Annotated in this window: 6 protein-coding genes; 5 read left to right on the plus strand and 1 reads right to left on the minus strand. The window is 72.7% G+C overall.

Going from position 1 to position 18,260, the window contains the following annotated elements; translation table 11 throughout:
- Positions 1 to 16 precede the first annotated feature (16 nt).
- The 4 genes from ACFYY2_RS29440 to ACFYY2_RS29455 are packed head-to-tail and all read left to right on the plus strand — an operon-like array spanning position 17 to position 15,540.
- Positions 17 to 1,069: an iron-siderophore ABC transporter substrate-binding protein gene (locus ACFYY2_RS29440; RefSeq protein ID WP_388748567.1), complete on the plus strand. Its 1,053-nt coding sequence runs from the start codon at positions 17 to 19 to the stop codon at positions 1,067 to 1,069.
- 43 nt (positions 1,070 to 1,112) lie between these two features.
- The gene (locus tag ACFYY2_RS29445; protein ID WP_388748569.1) at positions 1,113 to 2,900 is read left to right on the plus strand and encodes an ABC transporter ATP-binding protein; all 1,788 of its coding nucleotides are present in this window, start codon (positions 1,113 to 1,115) and stop codon (positions 2,898 to 2,900) included.
- Between the two features lie 60 nt (positions 2,901 to 2,960).
- Complete coding sequence (locus tag ACFYY2_RS29450; RefSeq protein WP_388748571.1) at positions 2,961 to 13,853, plus strand: amino acid adenylation domain-containing protein; 10,893 nt, start codon at positions 2,961 to 2,963, stop codon at positions 13,851 to 13,853.
- The gene (locus ACFYY2_RS29455) at positions 13,843 to 15,540 is read left to right on the plus strand and encodes an ABC transporter ATP-binding protein (protein WP_388748573.1); all 1,698 of its coding nucleotides are present in this window, start codon (positions 13,843 to 13,845) and stop codon (positions 15,538 to 15,540) included. The genes ACFYY2_RS29450 and ACFYY2_RS29455 overlap by 11 nt, the downstream gene beginning before the upstream one ends.
- 44 nt (positions 15,541 to 15,584) lie before the next feature.
- On the opposite strand, the gene ACFYY2_RS29460 is transcribed toward ACFYY2_RS29455, so the two are convergent.
- A complete protein-coding gene (locus ACFYY2_RS29460) occupies positions 15,585 to 17,624 on the minus strand; it encodes a prolyl oligopeptidase family protein (RefSeq protein ID WP_388748575.1) in 2,040 nt (679 codons plus the stop codon).
- Positions 17,625 to 17,743: 119 nt separating this feature from the next.
- Between ACFYY2_RS29460 and ACFYY2_RS29465 the strand changes: the two genes are divergently transcribed.
- Entirely contained in the window at positions 17,744 to 18,238 is a 495-nt protein-coding gene (locus tag ACFYY2_RS29465; RefSeq protein ID WP_388748577.1) for a hemerythrin domain-containing protein, read from the plus strand.
- Positions 18,239 to 18,260: the final 22 nt, after the last annotated feature.

The following is an 18,260-nucleotide window of genomic DNA, read 5'->3' on the forward strand; positions in this document are numbered from 1 at the left end:
AGCAAAGGGATCCGGGATGCTTCTCCACAGAACGACTCTTACGAAGCCAGGACGTCGGCCGGCGGCCGTACTGCTGGCGGCGGTTCTCGGCGCCGCTCTCCTCACGGGATGCGGCTCCGACTCCGAGGACACGAAGAGCGACAGCGCCCCGTCCGCCGCCACCGGCGCGTTCCCGGTCACCGTGGAGCACGCGTTCGGATCGACGAAGGTCACCAAGGCCCCCAAGCGGGTCGTGTCCGTCGGCTACACCGACGACCAGGCGATCCTCGCCCTCGGCATCAAGCCGGTCGGCATGGTCGACCAGTACCCGAACCCGGCGGGCAAGTCGCCCGACATCAACACCCAGTGGCCCTGGGTGAAGGACAAGTGGGGCGACACCCGCCCGGAGGTCGTCATGAGCAACGGCGACACGGGCCCCAACTACGAGAAGATCGCGGCCCTTCGGCCGGACCTGATCATCGCGGTCTACTCCGAGGTCGACCAGGCGGCATACGACAAGCTCTCCAGGATCGCCCCCACCGTGGGACGCACGAAGGCCGAGAAGGAGCCCTTCAGCGCACCCTGGCAGGACAACGCGGTCCACATCGCCAAGGCGCTCGGCAAGGAGGCCGAGGGCGCCGAGCTGGTCAAGGGCATCCAGGGCAAGCTCGACGCCGCCAAGGCGGCGCACCCGGAGTTCGCGGACCAGACCGCGGTCGCCCTGTCCTGGTACGAGGACTCCGTCGCACCCTTCACCACGACCGACGTACGCGGCCGGCTCGTGACGGGCATCGGATTCAAGGGCGCCACGAAGATCGACGAGGTCGCCGGCGGGAAGTTCTACACACAGCTCTCGCCCGAGCGCATCGACCTCGTCGACGTCGACCGCATCTTCGTCATCAACGACAAGGCGGACACGGAGGCCCTGAAGAAGTTCAGGCTCTTCGCCAACCTCGACGCGGCGAAGAACGGCAAGGTCTCCTACCTCCTGGACAGCGAGGGCCCCGCGGTCGGCGCCGCCATGTCCCAGGGCACGCTGCTCTCGCTGCCGTACGCGATCGACGAGCTCGTCAAGTCGGTCGACCAGTGACGGCCACCGCCCCGGCCACGGCCCCGCTCCTTCCGGCCGGCGCGTGAGCACCACGGACACGCGCCCCGCTCCGGAGGCCCTGCGCACCGCGTCCGGGAGAGAGGCCGCAGGATGGGTCGCGGCGCACTGCCGTGAGATCCCCTGGCTGACCGCGGCCACCGTGCTGACGACGGTGGCCGGGGCGGCACTCCAGGTGCTTCCCGTCCTGCTGCTCGGACAGGTCGTCGACGGAGTGGTCGACGGTGCGTCGGGCTCCGCCCTCGTCACGGTCGGCGTCCTCCTGGGTGCCGCCGCGCTGTTCGGCGCGGCGGCGACGGCCCTGTCGACGTACCTGATCGGACGGCTGGGTGCGGATCTGCTCGCACGGCTGCGCGAGAACGCGGTGCGCGCCGTACTGGGCATGCCGAGCGCCCGGATCGAGCAGGTCGGCAGAGGGGACGTGCTGTCCCGGGTCGGCGACGACGTGGCCGTGCTGTCCCGGGGCATCCGCAGCGCGATCCCCACGGTGTTCACCGCCGGGGTCCTCGTCGCCATCGCCACCGTCGGCATGTTCGGGCTGGACTGGCGGCTCGGCCTGGCCGGCGCCGGTGCGCTGCCCGCCTACGCCCTCGCCCTCCGCTGGTACCTGCCCAGGTCCGCCCCGCTCTACCGCGAGCAGCGGGTGGCCCAGGCCGACCGTGCGCAGGCACTGATCAGCGGACTGAACGGCATCGACACCGTCCGGGCCTACCGCCTGGAGGGCGCCGTCCGCGAGAAGGTCACCGCGGAGTCCTGGCGGGTGCGGGACCTCGGCGTCGAGGTCTTCCGCTTCTTCGGCCGCTTCGTGGGCCGGGAGAACCGCGCCGAGTTCATCGGCCTGGTCCTCATCCTCGTGGTGGGATACGCCCTCCTGGAGGGCGACGCCGCCACCCTGGGCGAGGTGTCGGCCGCCCCGCTCATGTTCCACCGGCTGTTCACACCGCTGGGCGCCATCATGTTCACATTCGACGAGGCGCAGAAGTCGGGCGCGAGCCTGACCCGTCTGGTCGGAGTGCTGGGGGAGACCGCGGAGTCCCGGCTGGTCGGCGACGACTCCGTGACGAAGGCGCGGGCCACGCCGTACCCGGTCACCGTCCGGGGGCTGACCTACCGTTACCCGGACACCGAGAGCCCGGTGCTCCTGGACGTCGACCTGACGATCCCGTCCGGCGGCTCGCTGGCCCTGGTGGGCGCGACGGGCGCCGGCAAGTCGACGCTGGCGGCGCTGATCGCCGGCATCGGCACCCCGGAGTCCGGATCGGTGCGCATCGGCTCGCAGGACCTCGCCGGTCTCGACGAGGCCGGGGCGCGGGCACTGGTCAGCATCCTGACGCAGGAGACGCACGTCTTCTCCGGATCGCTCGCCGACGACCTGCGGCTCGCCGCGCCCGGGGCCGACGACACAGAACTCGCCGACGCGCTGCGGACGGTCGGCGCCCACGAGTGGGTCGAGAACCTGCCCGACGGGCTCGCCACCCAGGTCGGGGAGGGCGGGGAGCGGCTGGACGGCACCAAGGTCGCCCAGATCGCCCTGGCCCGGCTCGTGCTGGGACGGGCCCCCGTGGTGGTGCTCGACGAGTCGACCGCGGAAGCGGGCAGCGAGGGCGCCGCCGAGCTGGAGCGCGCCGTGACGGCCGCCTGCGCGGGCAGGACCACGCTCTTCGTGGCGCACCGCCTGACACAGGCGATGGCGGCCGACCGGATCGCCGTGCTGGACGCCGGCCGCGTGGTGGAGCAGGGAACCCACGACGAACTCGTCGCCCTGGGCGGCGGTTACGCCCGGCTGTGGCAGGCCTGGCGCGAGGGCAGCTAGACACACCTGAGCAGGTCAGGTCAGTAAATTCTCTTACTTCGGAAGGGCGATGAGTCTTCGATGCTGGAACCGAGCGGTCGTTTCGTGCGGCTTTCTCCCACGAACCTGACCGACCTGCGCCGGCGGACCGGTGACTACTCCGACAGGACGCTCGCCGAGGCCTGTGCCATCGCCCTGGCCCACTGGTCGGCCGGACGGAGTCCCGAGGGCCTCGACCTCACCCCCGGTACGCTCTTCGCCGACGTGCTCGGATGGGCCGACAACGGCGGGGCGGGGAGCGCCGGGTGGGAGGCGGGTGCGGACGGCCGCAGCATCACCGTCCCCGCCGGCGTCGTGACGGCGGAAGCGCAGGCCGCACTCGACGACCTCGCCGACTTCCCCGACCGGCCGCTCGGGACGATGAGCGCGACCGGCGCCGCGGCGAGGGCCGCGGCCCTCGCCGTGTGGAACGACACGGACGCCGACCGCGTCCGCCCCACCCTGGTGGAGATGTTCCGCGAGCAGGCGCGGACCCGGCCCGACGCCGTCGCCGTCGTCGACGAGCACCGTTCGCTCACCTACCGCGAGGCGGCCGAGCTGTCCGCGCGCCTGGCCCACCACCTGATCGGACTCGGCCTCACCGCCGAGCAGGTCGTGGGCATCTCGCTCAGCCGGTCCGCCGACATGGTGGTCGGGCTGCTCGGCGTGCTCCAGGCCGGCTGCGCCTTCGTACCGCTCGACCCGCAGTGGCCCGCCGCGCGCCGGGCCGTCGTCATCGAGGACGCCCAAGTCGTCCTCCAGCTCAACGAGACGGGCGAGCACGACGCGGCGGAGCCGCCCGCGGTCGCCCTGGACCTCCGGGACCGGGCGTTCGACGCCTACCCCGCCGAGGCACCCGACGTCACGGTGCACGGCACGGCCCTCGCCTACGTGATCTTCACCTCCGGCTCCACCGGCCGCCCCAAGGGCGCCATGATCCGGCACGAGGCGATCAGCGAACGCCTCCTGTGGCAGTCGCGCGAGATCCTGGGCTTCGGCCATGACGACGCGTCACTCTTCAAGGCGCCGCTCTCCTTCGACATCTCCATCAACGAGATATTCCTCCCGCTCGTCACCGGCGGACGGCTCGTCGTCCTGCGGCCCGGCGGCGAACGCGATCCGCACCACCTGCTGCGCGTGATCGCCGAGCAGCGCGTCACCTTCACCTACCTCGTGTCGTCCATGCTGGACGTGCTCCTGGAGATGGCGGGGGACTCGGACCGGCTGGACAGCCTGCGGCACGTCTGGTGCGGCGGGGAGGTGCTGACCCCCGAGCTGTACGAACGCTTCCGCACACGGCTCGACATCCCGATGTACCACGGCTACGGCCCGGCCGAGACGACGATCGGCGTCTCGCACGTGATCTACCGCGGCGAGGCCGAACGCCTGTCGACGTCCATCGGCAGGGCCAACCCCAACACCCAGCTGTACGTCCTGGACGAGGAGCTGCGCCAGGTCCCCGTCGGGGTCGGCGGCGAGCTGTACGTGGGCGGCTTCCTCCTCGGACGCGGCTACGTCGGCGCGCCGGGTCTCACGGCGTCCCGCTTCGTGGCCAACCCCTTCGCCGCCGACGGCTCGCGCCTGTACCGGACGGGCGACCTCGCGCGGTTCGCCCCCGACGGCTCACTGGACTTCCTCGGCCGGGCCGACAACCAGATCAAGATCCGCGGGATGCGCCTGGAGATCGAGGACGTGGAGGCGGGACTCGCGGAACACCCCGCGGTCCGGCACACCTGCGTCGTCGCGAAGAAGAACACGGCGGGCGGCACCTACCTCGTGGGGTACGTCATCCCGTCCGCCGGGTACGAGGACCTGCGGGCGGACGACGTCGGGGCGTGGGCCGCCGCGCACATGGTGGAGTACATGGTGCCCGCCCGGCTCGTCGTGATGAAGGAGTTCCCGCTCACCGCGAACGGGAAGATCGACCGGGGCGCGCTGCCCGAGCCCGTGAACGACACCGGCTCGATCGTCCAGCCCTCCACCGACGACGAGCGCCTGGTGTGCGCGACCGTCGCCTCCCTGCTGCGACTGGACGAAGTCGGCGTCGACCAAGACTTCTTCCGGCTCGGCGGCGACAGCATCCTGGCCATATCGCTGCTGGGCGCCCTGCGGGACGCGGGCCTCTACGTCACCGCGCGGCAGATCTTCACCCACAGCGTCGTCGGCGCCCTGGCCGCGGTGGCGAGCCGTGAGGACGTCACCCCGGCCGGACACGGCGACGTGGCCACCGGACCCGTGGTGGGATCGCCGGTCGTCCAGTGGCTCGGTGAGACCACGGACGCGGTCGACGGCTTCGTGCAGTCGGTGGTGCTGAACACCCCGGCGGAACTGACCGGGACGGGGCTCGACGCGATCCTCGCCGCCCTTCTCGAACGGCACGACATGCTGCGCGCGAGGCTCGTGCGCGGCGAGCGGTGGAGCTTCGACATCCCGGCGGCCGGCGGGAGCGCGGCCCGTTGGCAGGAGAGCGACGCGTCCCTGGACGCGTGTGTCGCGCTCGCCACCGGGGCACTCGACCCGGACGCCGGCGTGATGCTGAGCGCCGTTCGCCGGCCAGCGGCACGGCAGTTGGTCCTCGTCGTCCACCACGTCGTGGTCGACGGGGTGTCCTGGCGGATCCTGATGGAGGACCTTGCCACGGCGTGGCGGCAGTTCGCCTCCGGTGAGCCCGTCGACCTGCCCCCCGTGGGCACCTCGTTCCGCCACTGGACGCAGCTGCTGGCCGGTTCGGCCTTCGACGCAGACCGCGCCTACTTCCGGCGCCCGCTGCCGGGCCCGGACGGGCCGCTCGGCAGACGTCCGGCGTCGCCGGACGACGTCGTCGCCCGCGAGCGGACCCGCACCCTGCGGGTCGGTCCCGGGACCACGTCCGCGCTGCTGGGCGAGGTCCCCGCCAGGTTCCACGCCGGCGTCAACGACGTACTGCTGACCGCGCTCGCCGTCGCCCTCGCCGGATGGCGGCGCGACCTCGGGCAGGACCAGACCTTCGCCCACATCGAGCTGGAGGGCCACGGCCGCGAGGCGCGCTTCGTGGCGGGCCCCGCCGGCTCCGAGCCGGAACTGTCGCGGACCGTGGGCTGGTTCACCACCCTCTTCCCGGTGACCGTGGACCCCGGTCCGACCGACGATCCCACCGCCCCCGGCTATCTGGCCGCCGCGCTGAAGGCCGTCAAGGACGACCTCGCACGTGTGCCGAGCAACGGCCTGTCCTACGGGGCCCTGCGGTATCTGAACGGCGTCGGCTTCGAGGCGCCCGCACCCCAGGTGCTGTTCAACTACCTGGGCCGCTTCGAGTCGGGTGCGTCCGGGGACTGGCAGGTCGGCGGCACCACCGGACACCTGGGGGAGAAGCGCGACCCGAGGATGCGCCTGCCGCGCGCCCTGGAGTTCAACGCGATCGCCGAACCCACGGCGAACGGCGCGTACGAGCTGGTCACCACCGTCTCCTGGCCCGAGGGCATGTTCACCGACGGGGACGTGGCCACCATCGGCGCGTACTTCGAGGCGGCGCTCACCGGGCTCGCCTCGCTCGACGAGGGCGGGCACTCCCCGAGCGACTTCGGCCTCGTGCCGCTCACGCAGGCCGACGTCGACGACCTGGACGGCCCCGCCCTCCGTGACGTGCTGCCGCTCACCCCGCTGCAGGAGGGCCTGTACTTCCACTCGGTCTTCGACGACGACTCGGCCGGCAGCTACGTCGAGCAGCAACTGCTCACCCTGGAGGGCGAGGTGGACGCCGACAGGCTCGCGACGGCGGCCACCCGGCTGCTCGCGCTCTACCCCAACCTGGCCGCCCGGTTCGTCGCCCTGGCCGACGGCCGCGTGGTCTCGGTACTGGAGAGCGGGGTGAGGGCGCCGTTCACCGTGCTCGACCGCCCCGGCGTCACCGAGGCGGAGATCCGCGACCTGGCCGAACGCGACCGGCGCGCAGGATTCGACCTGGCCACCGGCCCGCTGATGCGCTTCACGCTCGTCCGTACCGGCCCGCGCCGCTCCGTCCTCGTGCAGACCGTGCATCACATCGTCGCCGACGGCTGGTCCGTGCCGCCGATGCTGCGCACCCTGCTGGCCGAGTACCGCGCACCCGGCACCGTCCATCCGGTCGGCGGCTTCCCCGACTACGTCCGCTGGCTCGCCGGACGTGACGACGAGGAGAGCGACCGGGTGTGGGCCGACGAGCTCGCCGGTCTCCCCGGCCCCTCGCTCGTCGCCGGGGGGCACAGTCCGTCGGACCGGTTCGCCGACACGGCCGTGGACCCGGTGGACGACATCGACGCGGGAGCCCGCACCGCCGGAGTGCCGTTGAGCGTGGCCGTGCACGGCGCCTGGGCGCTGACGCTGGGCGGCCTCCTGCACGGCGGCGACGTGGTGTTCGGCTCCACCGTGTCCGGGCGCGACGCCGACGTGCCCGGCATCGGGGACATGGTCGGCCTCTTCATCAACACGGTCCCGGTGCGCGCCCGCTGGGCACCCACGACCACCGCGCGCGAACTGCTGGCCTCGGTCCGGGAGCACCAGAGCGCCGTACTGCCGCATCAGCACGTCTCCCTCGCGCGGATCGGCCGCAGGAGCGGCGCGGGCGCACTGTTCGACACCCTCGTGGTGTTCGACGTCGCGACCGACGTGGCCGCACTGAGCAGGCCCGGCGACGAGCCGGCCGTGACCGGCATCGCCAACGAGGGCGCTCCGCACTACCCGCTGACCCTCGTCGTGGAGCGGACCCCGGACGGCCGCCCGCGCTTCAACCTGATCTACGACGCCGAACTCCTCGGCGAGCCGGCGGCCCAGGCGATCCTCGACACCTTCACCCGGGCCCTCACCGGCCTGCTCACCCGGCCGGACGCCCTCGCCGGCGAACTCGCCGCCGAGGAGGCCCAGCTCCCGGCCGCCGTCACCCCGGCGACCCTGGACGGGCTGTTCGACGCCGCCGCGGAGCGCGACCCGGCCGCCACGGCGGTGACCCTGTGCGCCCTGGACGGCTCCACCACGTCCCTGACGTACGGCGAACTGGCCGAGGCCAAGGACTCCCTGGCGGCCTCGCTGCGCGCGGCCGGAGTCGGGCCGGGCACACGTGTCGCGGTCGCCGTCCCGCGCTCGCTCGAACAGGTCGTCGCCCTGGTGGCGGTCGTCAGCGCCGGCGGGGCCTACGTACCGCTGGACCTGGCGTACCCGGACGAACGGCTGGGATACGTCCTCGCCGACGCCGCGCCGCAGGTCGTGCTCGTCGACCGTGAACAGCGCCCGCGTTTCGCCCGGCTGCTGTCCGACGCGCCTGACGGAGCCGCCGCCCGCCTGCTCGTGATGGGCGAGGAACAGCCGGCGGCCCCCGCCCGTGACGTACGCGGGGAACCCGACTGGCACGAACCCGCCTACGTGATCTACACGTCCGGCTCGACCGGCAGGCCCAAGGGTGTGGTCGTCCCGCACTCGGCCGTCGTCACACTGCTGGCCAACACCCGGCCCGCCATGGACTTCGGGCCCCGGGACGTCTGGGTGCAGTTCCACTCCTACTCCTTCGACTTCGCGGTCTGGGAGCTGTGGGGCGCGCTGGCCCACGGCGGTGAACTGCTCGTGCCGGACTACGCCCTGACCCGCTCCCCGGTGGACTTCCACCGGCTCGTCCGCGAGCGCGGCGTGACGGTGCTCAACCAGACCCCGTCGGCCTTCCACCAGTTCATCGAAGCCGACCGGCGGGCCGCCGAACCGGTCACCTCGCTGCGCCGGATCATCTTCGGGGGCGAGGCGCTGGACCCCGTGCGCCTGCGCCCCTGGGCCGAGCGGCACGGGACCGCCTCGCCCGAACTGGTCAACATGTACGGCATCACCGAGACCACCGTCCACGTCACGCACCGCGTGCTCACCGCCGCCGACCTCCTGGGCGAGGTCAGCCCCATCGGAGGTCCGGTCCCCGGTCTGGTCACCCATCTCCTCGACGACCGGCTCAGGCCCGTGCCTCCGGGCCGGGTGGGTGCCATCTACGTCGCCGGTGACCAGGTGTCGCTCGGTTACCTCGGCAGGCCGGGGCTCACCGCGGGACGTTTCGTCGCCGACCCGTTCGCGGGCGACGGCTCCCGGATGTACCACACGGGCGACCTCGCGCGCCGCACGCTCGACGGCGAGCTGGAGTTCGTGGGCCGCGCCGACGACCAGGTGCAGCTGAAGGGCTTCCGTGTCGAACTCGGCGAGGTCGAGGCCGCGGTCAGGGAGCTCGACGGCGTGGTCGACGTGGCGGTCACCGTCGCGGACACCGCCGACCACCTGGTCGCGCACGTCGTGGGCCGGGCCCCGGAGGACCTCGCCGCCCTCCTGTCCGCGAAGCTGCCCTCGCACATGGTGCCGGGGCGGGTGCTGCCCGCCGACGCCCTCCCGCTGACCGTCAACGGCAAGCTGGACCGCAAGGCCCTCATCCTGCGCGCCGCCGCCGACGACGCCCCGGCGGCGGTGACCGGATCCGCGCTCGCCGCGCTGGTCGGCGTCTTCGACGAGGCCCTGCCGGGCGACGTCGCCGTGGACGCCGACACCGACTTCTTCGCGGCCGGCGGCGACAGCATCGTCGCCATCACCGTCATCAACCGGGCCAGGGCGCTCGGCCTGCCGATCGCGCCCCGGGACGTGTTCCTGCTCAAGACACCGCGGGCGCTCGCCGCCCACCTGGAGACCAGCGCACCGCGCACCGTGGCACCCGTACCGGCCCGCCGCGAGGACGGCCCGCTGCCCGCCACGCCGATCATCCTCCGCCAGCGCGAACTCGGAGGCACGCTCCACCGGTTCGCCCAGGCCAGGGCGCTGGTCGCACCCGAGGGCACCGGATTCGCCGACGCCGAGCGCGCCGCGAACGAGGTCGTGGCCGCGCACCCGGTCCTCCGGCTGCGCCTGCGCGCCGAGCACGGGGTGTGGGCGCTGCGCACCGAGCCCCCGAGCGCCGTCACCGTGGTCCGCGCACAGGCCGCCGACCCGACGGCCGCGGCCGACGAGGCCGCCGGTCGGCTCGATCCCGAATCGGGTGAGGTCATCGCCTTCACCTGGCTGGAGGAGAGCCGGACGCTGGTGATCACCGTGCACCATCTCGCGGTGGACGCGGTGTCCTGGCTCGTCCTGACCGACGACCTGACAGCGGCCATGCGAGGGAACCCCCCGGGCGCGCCCACCACCCCCTACGCCGCGTACGCCGAGGCGCTCCAGTCCGGCTCCTCCCAGCTCCTCGACGGCCTCGGACACTGGCTGGACACCCTCGGAGCCCCCGCGCTGCTGCCGGCGGTCACGAACCACCGGGAGAGCACGCTCGTCCTCGGCCCCGCGCTCAGCGACCGGGTGACGCGTACCGCGCCCGGCGCCCTCGGTATCGGCCTCACCGAGCTGCTCTGCGGAGCGCTCCGGGTCGCGCTCACCCACGTCCAGGAGTCGCCCACCGACCTCGCGGTCGAGCTGGAACGGCACGGACGCGTCCCGGCACTCGAACACCACGACTACACCCGCACGGTCGGCTGGTTCACCTCCGTCGCCCCCGTGCGCCTCACGGCCCACACCGACCCCCTCGCCGCGGCGCGCGAGATCGCCGAACGCCAGCCGGACGAGACCGGGCACGTCTCCTACGGGCAGCTCAGGTACCTGAACCCGCAGACCGCCCCCCTGCTGACCGCCCGGCCCCAGGTGCTCTTCAACTACCTCGGCCGGGGCAGCGAGTCCCAGGCGCTGCGCCTCACCACCGGCGATCAGGGCAGCCCCTACGCCGTCGAGGTCAACGCCTGGACCGACGACGCCACCGGAAGCCTGCACGCGGCCTTCACCCTCGCCGAGGGCATCCCCGACGAGGTCGCCGGCCACTGGCACCGGGCACTGGAACGTGTCGCGGACGCCGCCACGACGGCCGAGCGCACCGCACCGGTCACCCCGCTCCAGCGCGGCCTCTACTTCCAGGCCCAGATGGCGGGCCGGGCCGGACACTACGTCGCGCAGTCCTACTTCACCTTCGACCGGCGCCTGGACACCGAGGCCCTGGGCGAGGCGATGGCCCACGTCATCGCCCGGCACCCCGTCGCCGGCGCCGGCTTCACCACCGACGGCGACGGCAACCCGGTCCAGGTCCTGCGGGCGGGCCGCCGGGCCGAGGTCCACACCCTCGACCTGGCGACGGACGCCGAGGTCGACGCCCTGCGCGCCCGGGACCGCGAGACCGGATTCGACCTCGACGCGCCCCCGCTGATCCGGCTCACCGTAGTCCGCCTGCCCGGCGGCCACGACGGCCTGCTGCTCAGCTACCACCTGCTGCTGTGGGACGGCTGGTCGCGCGAGATCCTGCTGCGGGACCTCTTCGACGCCTACCGGTCGGTCGTCGCGGGCGAGCCGCTGGCCCCCGCCCCGGCGGGCCCGGGCTTCGAGGACTACGCCCGGATGCTCGACTCCAGGGACCACGCGGTCTCGGAACGCTTCTGGGCCGAGCAGCTGTCCGGCCTCCCCGGGCCGACTCTCCTCGCAGGACCTGAGCCGTCGTTCACGGACGACCTGCCGCGCGCGCTCGTCCACACGCTCTCAGACGACCGGTCCGAGGCCCTGCGGGAGGCGGCCAGGACGCACGGCGTCACCCTGAACTCGGTGCTGACCGGTGCCTTCGGCCTCCTGCTGGGCGCGCACACCGGCCGGAGCGACGCCGTCTTCGGCGTGACCGTGTCCGGGCGGGAGGGCGAGGGTCTGGCCGGCATCGTCGGTGTGCTCCTCAACACCGTCCCGATGTGGACGCGGGCACGGCCCGGCGACACCGTGGGGCAGTACCTGGCGGGTGTGCAGGCGGCCAGGGTCGAGGCGATGGAGCACGAGCACCTGGGGCTCGGTGAGATCCAGCGGGCCGGCGGCCACGACACCCTGTTCGACAACCTGTTCGTGCTCCAGAACTTCCTGGACATGGACGCGTTCGCCGAGATGAACGCCGAGCACGGCATCACCTCGGTGAAGGCGGACGACTCGACGCACTACCCGTACACCTGGGTCGTGACACCCGGCGACCGGCTCACGGTCAAGCTCGAACACCGCGGGGACGATCCCGCGCGTGCCCGCCGCCTCCTCGACGACTACCTGCGGGTGCTCGACGACCTCGTCCGGTCCACGGGTCCCGTCGGAGCCCTCCCCGGGCTGGGCGGCGATGCCGGACCCGCCGAGCGCACGGACATCGGCACGGACACGGTCGTCGACCGGTTCGACCGTGCGGCGGACCTCGACCCGCAGCGGACCGCCCTCGTCGCCCACGGCTCCACCCTGACGTTCGCCCAGCTCCGCGACCGCAGCCGCGCGGTCGCGGGAGTGCTCGCGGGGCGGGGCATCGGCCCGGAGACGACGGTGGGCCTCGCGATCCCCCGGTCCCTCGACTCGATCGTGGCCCTGTTCGCCGTGCTGCGCGTCGGCGCCGCCTACGTACCGCTGGAACTGGACCACCCGGACGAGCGGATCGCCGCGATCGTGGACGACGCCCGCCCCGAGGTGATCCTCACGGTGAGCGCCGTGTCACTGCGGCTCACGGGCGAACTGATCGAGCTGGACCGGCCGTTGCCCCCGGCCGAGCCCTTCGTGACGTATGCACCGGACGACCCGGACCGGCTGCGGCATCCCGCCTACACGATCTACACCTCCGGATCGACGGGCAGGCCCAAGGGCGTCGTGACCGAGTACGCCGGTCTCACCAACATGCTGATCAACCATCAGCGCCGCATCTTCGAACCGGTGCTGGCGCAGCACGGCCACCGCGTCTTCCGCATCGCGCACACCGTGTCCTTCGCCTTCGACATGTCCTGGGAGGAACTGCTCTGGCTGGCCGACGGCCACGAGGTGCACATCTGCGACGAGGAACTGCGCCGCGACGCACCCCGCCTGGTCGAGTACTGCGCGGAGCACGGGATCGACGTCGTCAACGTGACCCCGACGTACGCCCAGCAACTGGTCGCCGAGGGCCTGCTCGACGACCCCGACCGGCGGCCCGCCCTGGTGCTGCTGGGCGGTGAGGCCGTGACCCCGGCGCTGTGGCGGCGGCTCGCCGACACCGAGGGCACCGTCGGCTACAACCTGTACGGGCCCACCGAATACACCATCAACACCCTCGGCGTCGGCACCTTCGAGTGCCAGGACCCGGTGGTCGGCGTGGCGATCGACAACACCGACGTGTACGTCCTCGACCCCTGGCTGCGGCCCCTGCCCGACGGGGTCCCCGGTGAGCTGTACGTCGCCGGCATCGGCATCGCGCGCGGCTACCTCGGGCAGCCCGCGCAGAGTGCCCACCGCTTCGTGGCGTGTCCGTTCGGGGTGCCAGGGGAGCGCATGTACCGCACCGGCGACCTGGTGGTACGGCGCCCGGACGGGAACCTGATGTACCTGGGCCGCACCGACCAGCAGGTGAAGATCCGGGGCCACCGTGTCGAACTGGGCGAGGTGGAGGCCGCGTTCGCACGGCATCCCGCCGTCCGCTTCGCCGCGGCCGTCGCCCAGCCCGCCCCGCAGGTCGACGGCGCCTACCGGCTGGCCGCCTACCTGGTGCTGGAGGCCGGCTCCGACCTGGCCGAGGTCGCCGCGGAAGCGGGGGCGGGGCTGCCCGACTTCCTGCGCCCGACGCACTACGCCCAGGTCGACGCGATCCCGCTGACGGTGAACGGGAAGGCCGACACCAAGGCACTGCCGGAGGCCAAGCCCCTGGGTGTGCTGAGCACCGGGGGCGAGCGCGGCCCGCAGTCGGCGACGGAGACCCTGGTGTGCGAGTTCTTCGCCGAGGCACTCGACCTGGATGATGACGAGGTGAGCGCGGTGAGCGACTTCGTGTCGCTGGGCGGTCACTCCATGGTGGCGGTCCGGCTGGTCGGCCTGCTGCGGCGGGAGTTCGGCCCCGTCATCACCATCCGCGACCTGCTCACCCTGCGAACCCCGGAAGCGATTGCCCACCACCTCGATGACAACTGACACGCAGCGGCCCCACAAGGGGTCCGACATCCTCAGGACGGCCCTGCGCCGCAACCTGGGCGCCATGACCTCGGGCACGGTCCTCATGGGTCTGTACCAGGCCGGTGAGACCGCCTTCCCCATCGCCCTCGGCCTGATCGTCGAACACACCATGCGGAACCGGAGCCTCGGTTCGCTCGGTCTCTCGATCGCCGCACTCGCCGTGATCATCACGACGGTGTCGCTGTCGTGGCGCTTCGGGATGCGCGTCCTGCAGAAGGCCAACACGACCGAGGCGCACCGCTGGCGGGTGCGGGTCGCTGCCTGCGGCCTCCAGCCCGTGGCCCGGGACGTCGACCTGAAGTCCGGTGAGGTCCTGACCATCGCCACCGAGGACGCCGACCAGACCGCGGACATCATCGAGGTGGTCCCGCTGCTGATCAGTTCACTGGTCGCGGTGGTGGTCGCCGCGGTCGCACTCGGCCTGGCCGACCTGCGGCTCGGACTCCTGGTGATCGCGGGGACCGTGGCGATCCTGTCGGTCCTGAGCGTCATGTCCGGGCGGATCGGCTCCAGCACCCAGGAGCAGCAGGCCCGGGTGGCGCGGGCGGGCGCGAAGGTCGCCGACCTGATCACCGGCCTGCGCCCGCTGCACGGGTTCGGCGGCAACCACGCGGCGTTCCTCTCCTACCGCAGGGTCAGTTCCGAGGCGCGGCGCCAGGCGGTGACCGTCGCCCGGGTGAACGGCGTGTACGCGGGCACCGCCCTGGCCCTCAACGCGGTCCTCGCCGCCGCGGTCACCCTGACCGCCGGCTGGCTCGCCTTCGAGGGCCGCATCACCATCGGTGAACTCGTGATGGCCGTGGGACTGGCGCAGTTCATCATGGAACCGCTCAAGATGTTCTCGGAGATGCCCAAGTACGTCATGATGGCGCGCGCCTCGGCGGAGCGGATGGCTCTGGTCCTCACCGCACCTCCCGCGGCCGCCCCGGGGCCGGCACACCCCGCCACCGGGGGAGACCTCGAGATCGACGACGTCGGTCACGGATGCCTCGGCAAGCTGAGCTTCCGGGTGCGCTCGGGGGAGTTCGTGGCGGTCACCGCCTATCAGCCCCGCGCGGCCGCCGACCTCGCCTCCGTGCTGGCGATGAACACCCCGCCCCACGCGTACGAGGGAGTGGTGCGGCTCGGCGGGCGGGACCTCGCGGACATGTCGGTCGAGGCGGTCCGGGAGCACATGCTGGTGAATCCCTACGACGGTGAGATCTTCGCGGGCACCCTGCGCACGAACATCGACCCGTCCGGCACCAGCGCGACGGTCGCCGAGGCCGTCGAGGCGTCCATGCTGACCGATGTCGTCGCCCTGCACAGGGAGGGGCTGGACCACGGGGTGCGCGACCGGGGGGCCAACCTCTCCGGGGGGCAGCGACAGCGGCTGTCCCTGGCCCGGGCCCTGGCGGCGGACGCCGAGGTGCTGGTGCTCCACGACCCGACGACCGCGGTGGACGCGGTCACCGAACAGCTCATCTCCCGCAACATCGCGAAGCTGCGCCGGGGCCGGACCACCGTCGTGCTGACGAGCAGCCCGGCCCTCCTGGACGCGGCCGACCGCGTACTCGTCCTGGACGACGGCGTGATCACCGCCGAGGACACCCACCGCAACCTGCTGGCCACCGACGAGGCCTACTGCCTCGCCGTGGCGCGATGACCCAGGGGGCGGGCAGGGCCCCGGCAGGCCCCGGCCTGCCCCCGTCAGGGTGCGGCGGGCGGATCCTGCGGTGCCAGGTGCTGCCAGAGGAAGGTGTGCACCAGCGCGCGGTTGTGAGCGGCCTGCTCGTTGTCGGACGCGCCCGCGTGGCCGCCGCCGACGTTCTCGTGGAACAGGACCGGAAGGCCGAGTTCGCGCATCCGCGCGGCCGTCTTCCGGGCGTGGCCGGGGTGGACCCGGTCGTCGCGGGTGGACGTCATCAGCAGGACCGGCGGGCACGGCAGTCCGGCCGCCAGCCGGTGGTAGGGCGAGAGCTCCCGCAGGTGCACGCGATCGGTCTCGTCGTCCGGATCGCCGTACTCCGCGATCCAGGACGCGCCCGCCAGAAGCTTGTGGAAACGGAGCATGTCCAGCAGCGGGACGTCCGCGACGACGGCCCCGAACAGCTCCGGACAGCGCGTGATCATCGCCCCCATGAGCAGTCCGCCGTTGCTCCCGCCCTCGGCGCCCAGCATCGCGGGGGTGGTGATGCCCCGGGCGACGAGGTCGGCGGCGACGGCCGCGAAGTCCTCGAAGGCCCGGTGCCGGTCCGCGCCGAGCGCGGCCCGGTGCCACGTCGGGCCGTACTCGCCGCCGCCCCGGATGTTCGCGATCACGTACGTACCGCCGCGCTCCAGCCAGCCCCTGCCCGTCACCGCACCGTAGTAGGGCGTGAGGGAGACCTCGAACCCGCCGTAGCCGTACAGCAGGGTGGGACCGGGGCCGGTGCCCGCGGGGCCGATCACGAAGTACGGCACGCGCGTGCCGTCCTCGGAGACCGCGAAGTGCTGAGCCACCCGCAGGCCGGTCGCGTCGAAGCGTGCCGGGGCCTGCTTGAGGATCTCCATCCCGCGCCCGGCCTCACCGTGGTAGAGCGTGGAGGGCTGCAGGAATCCGGACACGTCGAGGAAGAACTCGTCCGACACGTCGGGGTCCGTGTCCACGACGGTGGCGTCGGACAGCGCGGGCACCTCGGCCAGCGGGCTGCGCGTCCAGGTGCCGCCGGAGGCCGGGGTGAGCACCTCGATGTGCGTGCTCACGTCGCGCATGGTCGTGAGGATCAGATGGTGGCGGGTCCACGCGTGGCCGGCCAGGGCCGTGCGCTCGTCCGGGGTGAACAGCACCTGCGCGCTGCGGTCGCCCTCCCGGAACGCGTCGAAGTCGAACGCCAGCAGCGAACCCGCCGGCCGGCCGAGCCACGCGGACTTCAGGGTGACGACGAGGTGTCCGCGATGGGCGTAGGCGACGGCGTCGTCGGGGACGTCGATCCGCTCCAGCGTGCCGTCGGCGCCCAGCAGATGAAGCTCGCTCCGGTGGAAGTCCAGCGTCCGGACGACGAAGTCCCGCTCGAAACCGGGGGTGCTGTCGTGCCAGCCACCGGCCGAGACGTCACCCCTGTCCGCCTCGAAGACCACGGGGGCCTCGGCCGGCGGTGTCCCGCGCCGCCACCTGCGCACCGTGCGCGGATATCCGGAGTCGGTCAGGGAACCCGGCCCGGTGTCCGTGCCGACGAAGACGGTGTCGGAGTCGATCCAGCCGATCCGCGTCTTCGCCTCCGCCACCCGGAAGCCGTCCTCGACGAACTCCATGCGGGCGAGGTCGAACTCGCGGACCACGACCGCGTCGCCGCCGTCACGCGACAGGCTCAGCAGGGCGCGGTCGTGGGCGGGTTCGCGGACGCGCGCGCCCGCCCACACCCACTTCTCGCCCTCCGCCGCCGCGAGCGCGTCGAGGTCGAGGAGGACCTCCCACTCGGGCGCGTCCTTGCGGTACTGCTCGAGCGTCGTACGCCGCCACACGCCCCGCACCTGCGTGGCGTCCCGCCAGAAGTTGTAGAGGTGCGCGCCCCGGCGGGTGGTGTACGGGATCCGGTCCGACGCGTCCAGCACGTCCCGCAGGCGGGTCCTCAGCGCGGCGAAGCCGCCCCCGCCGGTGTGCAGCGCCGCCGCGGTCTCTGCGTTCCGCCGGGCCACCCAGGCGAGAGAGGGCTCCCCCTCGACGTCTTCCAGCCACAGATACGGGTCCTGATCAGTCACACGCAGCATTGTGCAGGCCCGAGCGGCCCGGGACCACATCGCGTCCGGCTCCGTCCTCGTGCCCGGCCCCTGCTTGCCCTCCCGTCCCGGGGGTAGCAGCGAAGCACCGTCCAGAGGAGGAGCTTGTGGTGTCCGAGGCGCACGACGTGGTGGCCGAGATTCTCGCGGACCATCGCCGCATGGAGGAGTTGCTGCGGCGGATGAGGAGTGTGGAGGAGGACCGGCGGGCGGCTCTGAACGACTTCGCCGCGCTGCTGATCGCGCACGGCGAGGCGGAGGAAGCCGAGGTCTACCCCGCGCTCAAGAGGTTCCGTGACGTGGACGACGAGGAGATCGAGCACGGGGCGGAGGAGCACCACGAGGGGAACGAGGCGCTTCTCGCCCTGATGGAGGTGCGGGACGTCGGCTCCGACGAGTGGGACGAGAAGCTGGAGGGCCTGGCGAAAGCCATCACGCACCACCTCGACGAGGAGGAACGCACGATTCTCAACGGGGCCCGGGAGAACGTGCCGGGCGAGCGGCGCGCCGAACTCGGCGCCGTGTTCCTCCGCGACCGGGACAGGCGCCTGAAGGCCGGCTGCGGCAGCATCGACGGTGTCCGCGCGGTCGTACGGGCCCACTGAGGTCCAGGGCCGCGCGCTGCCC

Source organism: Streptomyces sp. NPDC001822 (assembly GCF_042892135.1).
Lineage (GTDB): Bacteria > Actinomycetota > Actinomycetes > Streptomycetales > Streptomycetaceae > Streptomyces.

Excerpts from the sequence above, each read along its gene's own strand:
- ACFYY2_RS29440 (WP_388748567.1), top strand. The coding sequence starts at position 17 with ATGCTTCTCCACAGAACGACTCTTACGAAGCCAGGACGTCGGCCGGCG.
- ACFYY2_RS29455 (WP_388748573.1), top strand. The coding sequence starts at position 13,843 with ATGACAACTGACACGCAGCGGCCCCACAAGGGGTCCGACATCCTCAGG.
- ACFYY2_RS29460 (WP_388748575.1), bottom strand. The coding sequence starts at position 17,624 with ATGCTGCGTGTGACTGATCAGGACCCGTATCTGTGGCTGGAAGACGTC.
- ACFYY2_RS29450 (WP_388748571.1), top strand. The coding sequence starts at position 2,961 with ATGCTGGAACCGAGCGGTCGTTTCGTGCGGCTTTCTCCCACGAACCTG.